Origin of the sequence: Streptomyces sp. NBC_00568 (assembly GCF_026341855.1) — a bacterium.
GTDB lineage: Bacteria > Actinomycetota > Actinomycetes > Streptomycetales > Streptomycetaceae > Streptomyces.
Genome location: NZ_JAPENW010000001.1, coordinates 2,179,036 through 2,192,819 on the forward strand (window position 1 = coordinate 2,179,036; position 13,784 = coordinate 2,192,819).

The 13,784-nt window shown below is 71.1% G+C and carries 9 protein-coding genes and 1 riboswitch; of the genes, 6 read left to right on the top strand and 3 right to left on the bottom strand.

Annotated features, from left to right (window positions below):
- Positions 1 to 120: 120 nt before the first annotated feature.
- Together OOK38_RS09300 and OOK38_RS09305 are read left to right on the top strand one after the other, a co-directional pair.
- Complete coding sequence (locus OOK38_RS09300; RefSeq protein ID WP_266761890.1) at positions 121 to 1,476, top strand: SWIM zinc finger family protein; 1,356 nt, start codon at positions 121 to 123, stop codon at positions 1,474 to 1,476.
- Positions 1,477 to 1,558: 82 nt separating this feature from the next.
- The gene (locus tag OOK38_RS09305; RefSeq protein ID WP_266761888.1) at positions 1,559 to 3,181 is read left to right on the top strand and encodes a DUF5691 domain-containing protein; all 1,623 of its coding nucleotides are present in this window, start codon (positions 1,559 to 1,561) and stop codon (positions 3,179 to 3,181) included.
- 456 nt (positions 3,182 to 3,637) lie between these two features.
- Here the strand turns inward: OOK38_RS09305 and OOK38_RS09310 are convergent, their stop codons facing one another.
- Positions 3,638 to 4,054, bottom strand: coding sequence for a cobalamin B12-binding domain-containing protein (locus tag OOK38_RS09310; RefSeq protein ID WP_266761887.1), 417 nt, complete (start codon positions 4,052 to 4,054; stop codon positions 3,638 to 3,640).
- 801 nt (positions 4,055 to 4,855) lie between these two features.
- Here OOK38_RS09310 and OOK38_RS09315 point away from each other — a divergent pair.
- Together OOK38_RS09315 and OOK38_RS09320 are read left to right on the top strand one after the other, a co-directional pair.
- A complete protein-coding gene (locus tag OOK38_RS09315) occupies positions 4,856 to 5,716 on the top strand; it encodes a triacylglycerol lipase (RefSeq protein WP_266761885.1) in 861 nt (286 codons plus the stop codon).
- A 210-nt stretch (positions 5,717 to 5,926) separates the two neighbouring features.
- On the top strand, positions 5,927 to 7,597 hold the full coding sequence (locus OOK38_RS09320) for a M23 family metallopeptidase (RefSeq protein WP_266761883.1): 1,671 nt from the start codon (positions 5,927 to 5,929) through the stop codon (positions 7,595 to 7,597).
- 144 nt (positions 7,598 to 7,741) lie between these two features.
- Here OOK38_RS09320 and pcrA read toward each other — a convergent pair whose 3' ends face one another.
- Positions 7,742 to 10,228, bottom strand: a complete 2,487-nt coding sequence (gene pcrA / locus OOK38_RS09325) for a DNA helicase PcrA (RefSeq protein ID WP_266761882.1) — start codon at positions 10,226 to 10,228, stop codon at positions 7,742 to 7,744.
- A 432-nt stretch (positions 10,229 to 10,660) separates the two neighbouring features.
- Positions 10,661 to 10,832, top strand: a riboswitch (cyclic di-AMP (ydaO/yuaA leader).
- Positions 10,833 to 10,839: 7 nt separating this feature from the next.
- On the opposite strand from pcrA, the gene OOK38_RS09330 reads away from it, so the two are divergent.
- Together OOK38_RS09330 and OOK38_RS09335 are read left to right on the top strand one after the other, a co-directional pair.
- A complete protein-coding gene (locus tag OOK38_RS09330) occupies positions 10,840 to 12,015 on the top strand; it encodes a C40 family peptidase (RefSeq protein ID WP_266761880.1) in 1,176 nt (391 codons plus the stop codon).
- Positions 12,016 to 12,154: 139 nt separating this feature from the next.
- Entirely contained in the window at positions 12,155 to 13,135 is a 981-nt protein-coding gene (locus tag OOK38_RS09335; RefSeq protein ID WP_266761879.1) for a tellurite resistance/C4-dicarboxylate transporter family protein, read from the top strand.
- Between the two features lie 42 nt (positions 13,136 to 13,177).
- Here OOK38_RS09335 and OOK38_RS09340 read toward each other — a convergent pair whose 3' ends face one another.
- Positions 13,178 to 13,531, bottom strand: coding sequence for a hypothetical protein (locus tag OOK38_RS09340; RefSeq protein ID WP_266761877.1), 354 nt, complete (start codon positions 13,529 to 13,531; stop codon positions 13,178 to 13,180).
- Positions 13,532 to 13,784 lie beyond the last annotated feature (253 nt).

A 13,784-nucleotide genomic window follows, 5' to 3' on the forward strand; every position in this document is an offset into this window, starting at 1 on the left:
TCCAGCTCGGCCGGTTCGGATCTGGTTCCACCGTGCACCACGCCACTGACAATGCGCTCCGACCTGCGCAAACGCGGCCGCGAGGATCGATTGTCAGTGGGGGGACCTACCTTCGATGGCATGACACAGCAGGCGGTGCGCTGGACGGCGGATCAGGTGCTGGCACTGGCGCCTGACGCCGCGTCACGCAAGGCGGGGAGCAAGCTCGGCGCGGCCGGTTCGTGGTCGGAGGCGGGCCATTCCGAGGAGGGGACGGTATGGGGACTGTGCAGGGGAAGCGGCAGCAAGCCGTATCAGACGGTCATCGACATCGCGGACTCGACGGGTCCCGCCTACAAGTGCAGTTGTCCGAGCCGGAAGTTCCCGTGCAAGCACGCGCTGGGGCTGCTGCTGCTCTGGGCGGGTGCGGACGACGCGGTGCCGTCCGGGCAGGAGCCGGACTGGGCCGCACAGTGGATCGAGGGAAGACGCAAGCGCGCGGAGGACAGGAAGACGGCGGGCGGGGGATCTGGAGCGTCCTCGCCGGGTGATCCCGAGGCGGCGCGGCGCAGGGCGGAGCGCCGGGCCGAGCGGATCACCGCGGGGGCGGCCGAGCTGGAGCAGCGACTGGCGGACCTGCTGCGCGGCGGTCTGGCCTCCGCCGAGCGGGCGGGGTACGGGCTGTGGGAGGAGACGGCGGCCCGGATGGTCGACGCGCAGGCACCCGGTCTGGCGGCGCGCGTGCGGGAGTTGGGCGCGATCCCGTCGTCGGGGCCGGGCTGGCCGGTGCGTCTGCTGGAGGAGTGCGCGCTGCTCCACCTCCTCGACCAGGGCTGGCTGCGGCGCGAGCGGCTGCCGGACGACCTTGCCGCGACGGTCCGATCCCGCGTCGGGCTGTCCGGCTCGGCGGACGGCCCGCCGGTGCGCGACCGCTGGCTGGTTCTCTCGCAGTACGACACCGCGGACGCGCGGCTCACGACGCGCAGGATCTGGCTGTACGGCGCGGAGTCCGGCCGGACGGCACTGCTCCTCTCCTACGGCGCGGCCGGCCGGGCTCCCGAGCAGGCGCTTCCGGTGGGACTGGCCTTCGAGGCGGAGGTGTCCGCGTACCCGGGCGCCGGGCAGGTGCGGGCGGCGCTGGGCGAGCGGTTCACTCCTCCGGCGCCCGCGGCGATACGGCCGGCAGGACTGACCACGTCCGAGGCGGCCGCCCGTTACGGAGAGGCCCTGCGCGCCGACCCCTGGCTGGACTCCTACCCGGTCACTCTGGACCGGGTCGTCCCGATCCCGGACGGCGATTCATGGCAACTCGCTGATGCGGACGGAGAGTTGGCTCTGCCGCTCACTCTTTCCTCGCGGTCCCGTCCCGATCTGTGGCGACTGGTCGCCCTGTCCGGCGGCGCCCCGGTCACGGTCTTCGGCGAGTGCGGCCACCGCGGCTTCACTCCGCTGACGGCATGGCCGCAGGGCGAGGGCGAGGCGGTTCCGCTGTGCTGACCGCCGTCACCACGCCCGGCACCCCGGCCTCCCGCCGCGGCGGTCGGCCGCCGCTGATGCCCACCGTTCGGAAAGGACGCTCATGAACACGACCTCGACCTCGGCGGGCGTGCCCGTCGGTGGCTCCTGGGAGGAGCTCGTCACCGTGGCGCTGCTCGGGACCGAGCGACGTACACCTCCGGGGCGGCACCCGGGGCAGCAGGCTCCGGCGGCGCTGCTGGACGCGGCCGCCGTGGAGACCGTGCGACGGCGGGCCGGAGTGCGGCCGGCACGGGCGGCGGCCCGTCCGGAGCCCGCGGCGCCGGACCCCCGGACCGCGTTGCCGCCCGCCGCGGCCCGCAGACTGGCGACGCTGCTGGCGGACCGCCCCGGCACGGGCGGCGGTGGCCGCAGGGGGTCGGCGCCCGACCTCATGGAGCTGCTGCCCCAGTGGCTGACCCTGGCGAACGCGCGGGGATTCGCGGCACCCCCGGGGACCCTCCCGGCGCTCCTCGACGCGGCCCGGGGGCGCACGGACCTGCGTCCCGCGGCGCTGGCCTTCGCCGGGCCGCGGGCGCTGTGGCTGGCCCGGCTGAACCCGGAGTGGCGGTTCGCGCTGCGCTCCTCGCCCGGCGGTGGCGCGGCGCTGCCGGGGCCGGACGAGGCCGATCGCGTACAACAGCTGTGGCAGGAGGGACTGTTCGCCGAGCGGGTCGCCCTGCTGGCATCGGTTCGGGCCAAGGATGCCTCCGCCGCACGCGAGTTGCTCGTCACGACCTGGGCGACGGAGCGGGCCGAGGACCGGCTGATGTTCCTCGACTCGCTGCGGTCCGGGCTGTGCGCCGAGGACGAACCGTTCCTCGAACGGGCTTTGGCCGACCGCAGCCGCAATGTACGGGCGACGGCGGCCGAGTTGCTGTCCGCGCTGCCGGGTTCGGCGCTCGCCGCGCGGATGGCGGACAGGGCCGGTTCGTGCGTGGCCGTCGACCGTACGCGGAGCATGCCGGTGATCGTGGTCGAGGCACCCCACGAGTGCGACGCGGGGATGGAGCGGGACGGGATGGTGCCGAAACCCCCGGCCGGCCGGGGCGAACGGTCCTGGTGGCTGGGCCAGCTGGTCGAAGCGGCGCCGCTCGGGACCTGGCGGGAGCGGTTCGGCGGACGGTCGCCGGAAGAGATCGTGGCCCTGCCCGTGGCGGACGACTGGCAGAGGGAGCTGCATGCGGCGTGGTGCCGGGCGGCGGTGCGGCAGCGCGATCCCGGATGGTCGAGGGCGCTCCTCGGGGCACCCTCCGCACCGGAGGCCGGGGGGCCGGGGGCGGTGTCCCTGGCCGAGCGGTCCAAGCTGCTCGCGACCATGGACGCCGAGGAGCGGGCCGAGTGGGTCGCGGGGTTCATCGGTACGCACGGACTGTCCGAGGCGTTCCAGCTGCTCGGGGTGTGCGCGGTGCCCTGGGCGGGGAGCCTCGGGCGGGCGGTGGTCGACGCGCTCGACATCGCGCGGGACGCGGGAAGTTTCCCCTGGAGCTTCAGCGGGGTGATGGGGCTGGCCGAGCGCTGCCTCGACCCTGGGGAGGCGGGTCGGCTCGACGCTCTCACCTCGGTGCCCGACGAGTCGGAGCACGCGGTACCGGGAGCCGGCGGCTACTGGGCCGAGGCGTTCCAGCGACTCGTGACGACGTTGCGCCTGCGGGCGGCGATGGCCGCCGAGCTGTCGCCGCCATGAGGTTCCCGGCCGACACCCGGACCCACACGGCACGACTCGGCCCACGCGGCACCTCAGCCCACCCACCCCTGGGAACGGCCGAGTACCGCGGCCCAGGCGGCACCTCAGCCCAGGCGGCGCCTCAGCCACCCGCCCTCTGGGAACGGCCGGGCACTGCGGCTCACCCGGCAAGTCAAGCCCACCAGGCACGTCAGCCCAGGCGGCGCCTCAGCCACCCGCCCCCTGGAGGCAGCCGGGCACCGCGGCTCACCCGGCACCTCATGCCCACCAGGCACGTCGGCACGACCCGGCACCACGGGACGGCCCGGCGCCGCGGCACGAGCCCGGCACCACGGGACGGCCCGGCGCTGCGATACAGCCCGGCACCCCACCATCCGCGCAACCGGACCACCCGGCCGGCGACGGTGGGGACACCCGGCGGTCACGCCGACGGGACGGTCACGCCGACGAGGGCGGTTACGCTCCGGCCGGCTGCCGGACGTTCGCTCGGACCCAGTCCACGATCGACGTCGTCGTCGCGCCCGGGGTGAAGATCTCCGCGACGCCCTTCTCCTTGAGGGGAGCGATGTCCGCCTCGGGGATGATGCCGCCGCCGAAGACCTTGATGTCCTCGGCCTCGCGCTCCTTGAGGAGGGCGATGACGGCCGCGAAGAGCGTGTTGTGGGCACCGGAGAGGATGGACAGTCCGATCGCGTCGGCGTCCTCCTGGATCGCGGTGTCGACGATCTGCTCGGGGGTCTGATGGAGCCCGGTGTAGATGACCTCCATACCGGCGTCGCGCAGCGCCCGCGCGATCACCTTGGCCCCGCGATCGTGGCCGTCGAGCCCCGGCTTGGCCACCACCACGCGGATAGGTCCGGCTGCCACACCCATCACTGCCTCCATGAACCGACTACATCAACCTGTACCGACGAGGACTGCCGACACATGCCTACGACCACCGACTGACGACCACCGCCGGCGACCACCGACCGGCGAGGACCGGCGACGACTACCGAGCGACAGCTGACGACTACCCACTGTTGCCCGTGGGCGTTCGTCGACCGCCAACTACTGACCATCGACACATATCGCACATTTTTTCCGCTCGCCGCACCGATGGCCCCCGGATCACCGGATGAGCCAAGCGGCACAGGCGCCCCGAGCCGTATCGGCCCGGGTAAGTGAACGAACGTTATCGCCAGCATCCCGTAACCGGCAGTTTCGCGGTGGAGACCGAGGGGGAAATCACACACTGGGACAAGTTCGCCGCGCACGGTTCCGTACCGCGGCACCGGCGCCGCACGGAATGTGCGGCGTACGGGCCAGGCCGGAGTCGGCGCAAGAAGAGCCGCGATCAGGTGGCCGCATCACCGCGTCGTCAGCGGGACAGCGTGGTGACGGGGCACATCGGCGACGGCACGACAGCGGGGAGCAACGCCGGAAAGAGGACCGCGGGACGACGAGGGCGACTCCACGCCACGACACGATGCCGGCGCACCCAGCCCGGCGGAGCGTCGCGGATCCGGGGTCGGCGTCGTGTCCCACACCCCCCGGCGGGGCACTCCGTAGCGTCATCGGCGTCTCAGGCGCCGCGGACGCGTCGTCGGCCACCGCCGTCACCGACCTCACGGCTTTCCACTAGGGCACACGGGGGACGGAGCGGTCCTGCCGCGTGCCGACTGGAGGTCGGCCATGAAGGTCACTGGGGCCGCGTCGCCCTTTCTCCTCTGTCAGCGCCTGTTTCCGACGAAGCTCGCAGGGCTCTCGGTGGCCCTCCTGAAGGCAACAGCCCTGGAGATCGCGATTCTCGCCGGGCACCTCCTCCTCTATCCCTCAGGCATCACCCAGGAACGCCGCACCGCAGCCTCACTCCCCTCACCCGACGCCGCCGCCAAGCTGCCCACCGAGGAAAAGCCCCCGGTCGTCCTGCTGCACGGCTTCATCGACAATCGCTCCGTCTTCCTCCTGCTGCGCCGCAATCTCGCCCAGCACGGCAGGCAGCACATCGAATCCCTCAACTACTCGCCGCTGACGTGCGACATCCGCACCGCGGCGGAGCTGCTGGGCCGGCACATCGAGGAGATCTGCGAGCGCACGGGCCACGAGCGGGTGGACATCGTCGGGCACAGCCTCGGTGGACTGATCGCTCGTTATTACGTGCAGTGCCTCGGTGGTGACAGCCACGTCCGCACCCTCGTCACGCTCGGCACCCCGCACTCGGGCACCCGCGTCGCCCCCGTGATGAACGCGCACCCGATCGTCCGCCAGATGCGCCCCGGTTCCGCGGTGATCGAGGAACTGACCGGGCCGGCCCCGGGTTGCCGCACGCAGTTCGTCAGCTTCTGGAGCGATCTCGACCATCTGATGGACCCGCTGGAGACGGCCTGCGTCGAGCATCCCGACCTGCTCGCACAGAACGTCCGTGTCAGCGGAGTCGGCCATCTCGCGCTGCCCGTGCATCCGGCCGTCGCGACAGGGATTCGGCAGGCGCTCGACCTCGAGGAGCCGGGAGCCCGTACCGCCGCCCGGACCGCCGGCCTCACGGTGGCCTGACAGCCGCCCCGGGGGCCTCCCTGGGGCACCCTCACTTCGAACGCTTATCGAACGCCAGGCCAAAGCCTTGCCCACCCTCCCCCGAAACACGGCCGAATGCCCGTTTCCTGCGAGAGGGAAACCTGCCGAAGATTGTCGCGCCCGCATACCGCCGGGTACAGTCACCGCACTGCTCTGCCAGCCCCTGTTGTCGAGGCGAAAGAGAAGTTGGTGAACGACCGTCACCCGTCGGGGATCGTGACTCCCCCGGCCCCGGCTTCCGATGCCGCCTCGGCGCTCTACGCGCCGTATGGCGCGCAAGAAGCCCAGTACGGCGACTTCACCGCGTACGGCGACTACTCCGCCACGGCCTTCGACTCCGGCGCGAACGCGGCCACCACCGGCGCCTACGCCACCACGAACTTCGACACCGATCCGCTCTTCGGCAACATGCCGGGCGGGGGCGGCGGCACCGGTTCGTACGACGCCACGCAGTGGAACTCCGGCGCCCAACAGACGCTGAACTACGACCCGTACGCGGCCCAGCACCAAGCCGCCTACGACACCGGCGCCTACGGGACGACGGCCTGGGCGACCGGCTATCAGCAGCTCGCCGACATCCCCGCGCAGCACCCGGGCCCCGATGCCTCGGGCCAGTGGGACGCGAACACCTGGATCCAGCCCGGGCAGTCGCCCGAGGGGACCCAGCAGTGGAGCGCGCCGACGCAGGAGACGGGCGCGTACGACGCCACCCAGTGGAACAACGCCGGGGGCCAGGACGCGTACCAGGCGTACGAGCACCCGCAACCCGAGTCGTACGAACAGCATCACCCGCAGAACGAGTACGAACAGCAGCACACGCAGCCCGAGTCGTACGAGCAGCACGCGGAGCCCGAGTCGTACAACCACGAGCTCACGCAGCTCGACATGACGTACGAGCAGCAGTCCGACGCGGGGGCTCCGGTCCCCTTCGATCAGCAGGCGACCGCCACCTTCGATCAGGCCGTCCACGATCAACTCGCCTCCGAGGAGGACGAGTTCGACGACGCCGCGGACTCCGTCGACCCGGACGACTCCTACGAGGCGTACGACGAGGGGCGCGAGACGCCGCTGCTCGACGACATGGAAGAGATCACCCCGCGCCCCGCGTCGCGGACCGCTTCCCGTTCCCGGCGCCGCAGCCCCGCGAAACGTTCCGCTCTGCTGACCGTCGCGGTGCCTTCCGCCTGCGTGATGGGGGTCGCGGGGATCGCCGCCGCCTCCGTCGGCGGGATGGGCGGGGACGACACGAAGGACACGACGGCCAGCGCCCCCGACGCGGCCTCGGTGAAGCCCTCGGCCGCCAACAACAAACTGGACACCCAGCTCAAGAGTCTCTCCGCGGGCGCGGACGACTTCGCCGACCGGGCGAGCCGTACGCAGGAACGTATCGACCTCAAGGCCCAGCAGGTGGCGGAGAAGAAGAAGGCGGCGGAGGAGGCGGCCCGCAAGGAGCGGCTGCGTCCGAAGTTCGCGCTTCCGGTGGCGCGGCAGGGCCTCAGCGCCTACTTCGGCCAGGCGGGCGTCAACTGGATGTCCGTGCACACGGGCATCGACTTCCCGGTCTCGTACGGAACACCGGTGCTGTCCGCGACCGACGGGACCGTCCGGACGCAGTGGAACAGCGCGTACGGCAACATGATGATCGTGACCGCGATGGACGGCACCGAGACGTGGTACTGCCACCTCTCCACGTACAAGGTCCCCTCCGGCACCACCGTGAAGGCCGGTGACCAGATCGCCTTCTCCGGGAACTCCGGCAACTCGACCGGCCCGCACCTGCACTTCGAGGTCCGTCCCGCCGGCGGTTCGGCGATCGACCCGCTGCCGTGGCTGCGCAGCCACGGTCTGGACCCCACGTAGCGCGTGACGCGCAACTCGTCGCGGCGGCGGCCGCGACGGGAGAGCCGACGGCCGACTCCGGGGCCCCGGGCCGTCTTCGGACAGCCGAGGGTCCCCGCGATCCGGTCCTGTGACGGAGCCCGGTCCTGCGACCGGTCCCCCGAGCTACAACTTCTCCACCGGCGCGTACCGCAGGAGCAACCGCTTCGGCTTGGGCTCTCCGAAGTCGACCGTCGCCTCCGCGTTGGCGCCCGTCCCCTTCACCCCGACGACCGTGCCGAGGCCGAACTGGTCGTGCGTGACCCGGTCCCCGACGGCCAGCGAGACCACCTGCTTCTCGGAGACACCGCGGCGCGTGGCGAACCCGGAGGCACCCGAGGCCGCGGACCGCGAGCGCGACGAGGACAGTGACGCGGCGACACCGGAGACCGGGCCGGCCGACACGGGCGCCATCGCTCCCGTGCGCTTCCAGTCCAGATGGGTCGCCGGGATCTCCTCCAGGAAGCGGGAGGGCGGGTTGTACGAGGGCTGCCCCCAGGCACTGCGCATCGACGACCGGGTGAGGTAGAGCCGCTCCCGCGCGCGGGTGATGCCGACGTACGCCAGGCGCCGCTCCTCCTCCAGCTCCTTGACCTGTCCGAGGGCGCGCATGTGCGGGAAGACGCCGTCCTCCATGCCCGTCAGGAAGACCACGGGGAATTCGAGGCCCTTGGCGGTGTGCAGGGTCATCAGGGTGATGACGCCGTTGCCGTCCTCCTCGTCCGGGATCTGGTCGGAGTCGGCGACGAGCGCGACCCGCTCCAGGAACGCGGAGAGCCCGCCCGCGGTCTCGCCCTCGCCGGTCTCCTGCTCGAACTCCAGGGCCACGGAGGCGAGTTCCTGGAGGTTCTCGACCCGGGTCTCGTCCTGGGGGTCGGTCGAGTTCTGCAACTCGGAGAGATAGCCGGTGCGTTCGAGGACTGCCTGCAGGATGGTGGCCGGGCCCGCGCCGGACTCGACGATCGTACGGAGGTCCTCCATCAGCGTGTTGAACCGCTTGACCGCGTTGGTGGAGCGCGCGGCCATGCCGTAGGCCTCGTCGACCCGGCGCAGGGCCTGCGGGAAGCTGATCTTCTCGCGCTGCGACAACGCGTCGATCATCGCCTCGGCGCGGTCGCCGATACCGCGCTTGGGCACGTTCAGAATGCGGCGCATCGGGACGGAGTCCTCGGGGTTGGACAGCACCCTGAGGTACGCCAGGACGTCCCGGACCTCCTTGCGCTCGTAGAAGCGGACGCCGCCGACGACCTTGTAGGGCAGGCCGACGCGGATGAAGATCTCTTCGAAGACACGGGACTGCGCGTTCGTGCGGTAGAAGACCGCGACGTCGCCGGCCTTGGCCTCGCCCGCGTCGGTGAGACGGTCTATCTCGTCGGCGACGAACTGGGCCTCGTCGTGCTCGGTGTCCGCGACGTAACCCGTGATGTTCGAGCCCGCGCCCGCGTTGGTCCACAGGTTCTTGGGGCGGCGGGACTCGTTGCGCTCGATGACCGCGTTGGCGGCGGTCAGGATCGTCTGGGTGGAGCGGTAGTTCTGTTCGAGGAGGATCGTCGTCGCGTTCGGGTAGTCCTCCTCGAACTGGAGGATGTTGCGGATGGTCGCGCCGCGGAAGGCGTAGATCGACTGGTCTGCGTCACCCACGACGCAGAGCTCGGCGGGCGCCAGGTCGAACTCGCTGGGCGGTACGTCCACGGGGTGCTCGGAGGTGCCGACGAGCTCCCGCACGAGTGCGTACTGCGCGTGGTTCGTGTCCTGGTACTCGTCGACCAGGACGTGCCGGAAGCGGCGGCGGTAGTGCTCGGCGACGTCCGGGAAGGCGCGCAGCAGATTGACCGTGGTCATGATCAGGTCGTCGAAGTCGAGCGCGTTGGCCTCGCGCAGCCGCGACTGGTACATCGCGTACGCCTGGGCGAGGGTCTTGTCGAAGCCGTCGGCGGCCTGGGCGGCGAAGTCCTCCTCGTCGATCAGCTCGTTCTTCAGGTTCGAGATCTTGGCGCTGAACGACTTCGGCGGGAAGCGCTTGGGGTCGATGTCGAGATCACGACAGACGAGCGCCATCAGACGCTTGGAGTCGGCGGCGTCGTAGATCGAGAACGACGAGGTGAAACCGAGCCGCTTGCTCTCGCGGCGCAGGATGCGGACGCAGGCGCTGTGGAAGGTCATCACCCACATCGCGTTGGCGCGCGGGCCCACGAGCGCCTCGACGCGTTCCTTCATCTCGCCCGCGGCCTTGTTCGTGAAGGTGATCGCGAGGATCTGGCCGGGGTGGACATTGCGCTCGCCGAGCAGATGCGCGATCCGGTGGGTGAGCACACGGGTCTTGCCGGAGCCCGCGCCGGCCACGATGAGCAGCGGGGAGCCGGAGTGGACCACGGCCGCGCGCTGGTTCTCGTTCAGTCCGTCCAGCAGGGCCGCCGGGTCCACGACGGGCCGGGGCGCGCCGTCGCGGTAGTACGCGTCCCGGCTCGGCGGCGCGTCGAACTTCCCGCCGAACAGATCGTCCGGAACCGGCTCCGGTCCGTGATCGTCCTCGGGCGGCGGCGGGTGCTCGTCCTCGTGGGCCGCGGAGGGCTTGAGGTCCGCCAGGAAGCTGTCGTCAAAGAGGCTGCTCATCGCTCTCCGAGTCTAGGCCGCCCCACTGACAGCCCGCCGCCACCCCGGGAACTCGACCGGAAGTCGTGACGCGGCGCCGGGGCGGACGGGCTCGCGGCCATGGCACCCGGAAGCCCGTGACCGCACATGATCGGCCGGTCACCCCAGGTGAGGGCCCGGCGGGACGGAGTCGGCCTCCGCCCGGCCCCCGAAGGCACCGCGCCGCGACGGCAGCGAGCGCTCCCGTGGAAGCCGTCGCTCCATGACGGGCGCGAGCGGCCAATGCGCCCATATCCGAACGGATCGCCGTGAATGCGTCGCGGATAGCGGGACACATGGCGAAGGTCACGAAAATGTATCGGGCATATCGCGCATCAACCTTCACACGGGCCACACCCGTTGGCTAGCGTGCGGGAAGGCCACTCGACCGCAACCGGCGAACGTCGCCGGGCCGAGCGGCCTCCGCCGAGTTCGGCACGCCCACGAGGCCGCCGGAGCCGGGGACCCACCGACCTTGGGGTGAATCGGTCCAACCGCCTTGTGGGGCACGGACCGTAGGGCAACCTTCCGGAACCACCCGCCCGAACCCGACAGCTAACTCGGTAGGCGGATGACGGAAGGAGTCGCCTCTCTTGGCGTCGCACCGCAAATGGCGTCCTTCGGGTACGCGTGTCGCAGGCATACGGACCCCGGCCCTCGCGACGGCCGCCCTCACCTCCATGGCCCTGCTCTCCCAGACGGCGAACGCCGCCCCCTCGGCGAACCCCAGGCCCAGCCTCGAAGAAGTCGAGAAGAAGGTCAACGACCTCTACCACCAGGCCGAGACGGCCACCGAGAAGTACAACGCCACCCGGGAGAAGACCGCCAAGCAGAAGGAGCGCGTCGACACCCTGCTCGACGACGTCGCCGAGCGCACCGAGAAGCTCAACACCGCCCGCGAGGAGCTGGGCTCGTTCGCCGCCGCGCAGTACCGCACCGGGGCCTCCACGCCCGGCACCGCGACACTGCTGCTCGCCGACGACCCGCAGGACTACTTCGACCAGACCCAGCTGATGAGCCGTCTGACGACCCGCCAGAAGGCGTCCGTCGACGACTACATCACCGAGCAGGCCGCCACCACCAAGAAGCGCGCGGAGGCCACCGAGAGCCTCCAGTCGCTGACGGCCTCGCAGAAGGCGCTCAAGACGTCCAAGGCCACGGTGCAGCGCAAGCTCGCCGAGGCACGCGGCCTGCTCTCGAAGCTGAACGCCGAGGACAAGGCGCGGCTGGCGGCGATCGAGAAGAAGAAGCAGGAGGAGGCCGCGGCCAAGGCGGCGGAGCTGGCACGACAGCAGGCCGCCGCCGAGAAGGCTGCCACGGAGAAGGCCGCGCAGCAGCAGTCGTCGGGCACCACGACCGGCTCGACGTCCGGTTCGACGTCCGGTTCGACGGCCACGGACTCCTCGTACGCGACGAAGGCGGCCAAGGCAGTCACCTTCGTCCGCACGCAGATCGGCAAGCCGTACGTCTGGGGTGCCACCGGCCCGGACTCCTACGACTGCTCGGGCCTGACCCAGGCCGCCTGGAAGGCCGCCGGTGTCAGCCTGCCGCGCGTCACCTACGACCAGGTGAACGCCGGCACGACGGTCTCCCTCGCCGACGCCCAGCCCGGTGACCTGGTCTTCTTCTACGACGACATCAGTCACGTCGGCGTCTACATCGGCAACGGCATGATGATCCACGCGCCGAAGCCGGGGGCGTACGTCCGTGAGGAGTCGATCTACTACGACGGCACCTCGGCGATCCACAGCGTGGTGCGCCCGGCGTAGACCGGAGTACGAGCGAGGCCTGCCGCGGGGCACGCGCGAGTGAAGCCGAGAGGCCCCACGCGCGCGTGCCCCGTGTTTTCGTGCCCCGCACGCGCGTGCCCCGCCGGGAACGGGCCCGGAGATCCCTAGCATCGGGCGCATGCCAGACACACCGGACATGCCGGACACTCCCTCGTTCCGCGCCTGGTGGGCGGGGCGGCCGCCCGCCGCCGGCGCCGCCGTCCTGGCCACCGGCATCATCTCGGTCGGACTCCAGCTGACCGGCTACGAGACCCTCTCCCGGATCGCGCTGGTCCTCGCGTCCCTGGCCTGGCTCGGGCTCGCCGCGGAATTCGCCGCCCGGCTCGTACGCGACCGGGAGCAATGGATGCGGCAGGCCGGCACACCGGCCGGGCTCACCGCCGTCGCGGCGACCACCGTGCTCGGCACCCGGTTCTCCGCACTGGGGTGGCAGGGACTCGCCGAGGCGCTGCTCGCGCTGTCGGCCGCGCTCTGGCCGGTACTGCTCCTGGCTGTCGTACGGCACCGGCGGCGCCGTATGACGGGAGGCGTGTTCCTCGTCTGTGTGGCCACACAGGGACTCTCGGTCCTCGGCTCGACGATCGCCACGGCCGTGGGCACGGACTGGCTCGCGCATGCCGCGCTGGTGCTGTTCTGGCTGGGGATCGTGCTCTACGGGGTGTCGTTCGCGCACTTCGACCTGTGGGAGGTGAAGCGGGGCGCCGGGGACCACTGGGTGGCGGGCGGCGCACTCGCGATCTCGGCGCTGGCCGGGGCGAGACTCGTCGCCGCGCACCATGCGAGCCCGTACCTGTGGAACGACGACGACCAGGGCGTCCTGCGCGCCACGACCGGCGCGCTGCTCGTGCTCGACCTCACCTGCTACTGCGTGCTGCTCGTCACGGAGGCGGTGTGGCCGCGCCTGCGGTACGACGTACTGCGCTGGTCGACCGTCTTCCCGATGGGGATGACGGCGGTGTCGACCCTCTCGGTCGCGGCCGCCCTCGGTGTCTTCTGGCTCAAGGGACCGGGCCAGGTGCTGCTGTGGTTCGCGGTGGCGGCGTGGCTCGCGGTCGCCGCGGGCTCCGTCCTCGCCGTCAGGTCCGCGGCGCGGGGGTGAGGGGGCCGGACAGGGCCGCGGCGTCTGGACCGAAGGGGCTGATCAGGTCCACAGGACGGCGATGAAGATGTTCGCGACGGTCAGCAGCCCGACGAGGCCAAAGAGACCCTTGTCCACCTTCTCGTCGTCCCGCTTCACGTAGACGAGCCCGAGGATCACGATCAGCAGCGCCAGCTTCACACCGATCTTGACGTTGTTGACCGTGTTGCCGTCGGCCTGGTTGAGCCCGACCAGGGCGACGCCGGTGACCAGCATGGTCAGGGCGCCGTGCAGCATCGCGGGGACGAAGCGGGCGGTGCCCCGGCCCATCGCCTTCATCTGGGTGAGGAAGCCGCCGAGGAGCGCGGCGATGCCGATGATGTGCAGGCCGACGAAGAGATGGATGAGTACGTCCATGGGGCCGGAGCCTAATCGCACACCCTGACGCCTCTTCCCATCGGGCCGCCCCTTCACCCCGACCCTTCGCTCCCCTCTCACTTGTCACCTGGCCATCCCGTGTCATCCATAGCACCGGAGCCACTCCGGTTGTCCGGGATTCATGGCATCGGTCATCACCCTGCGTGAAGGCGGCGACGGCAGGCGAGGATCTCGGTCACATAAGGTCACCAGGCGGTCCAGTAGGGACAGTTCCGTACATGGCGTTACCAAC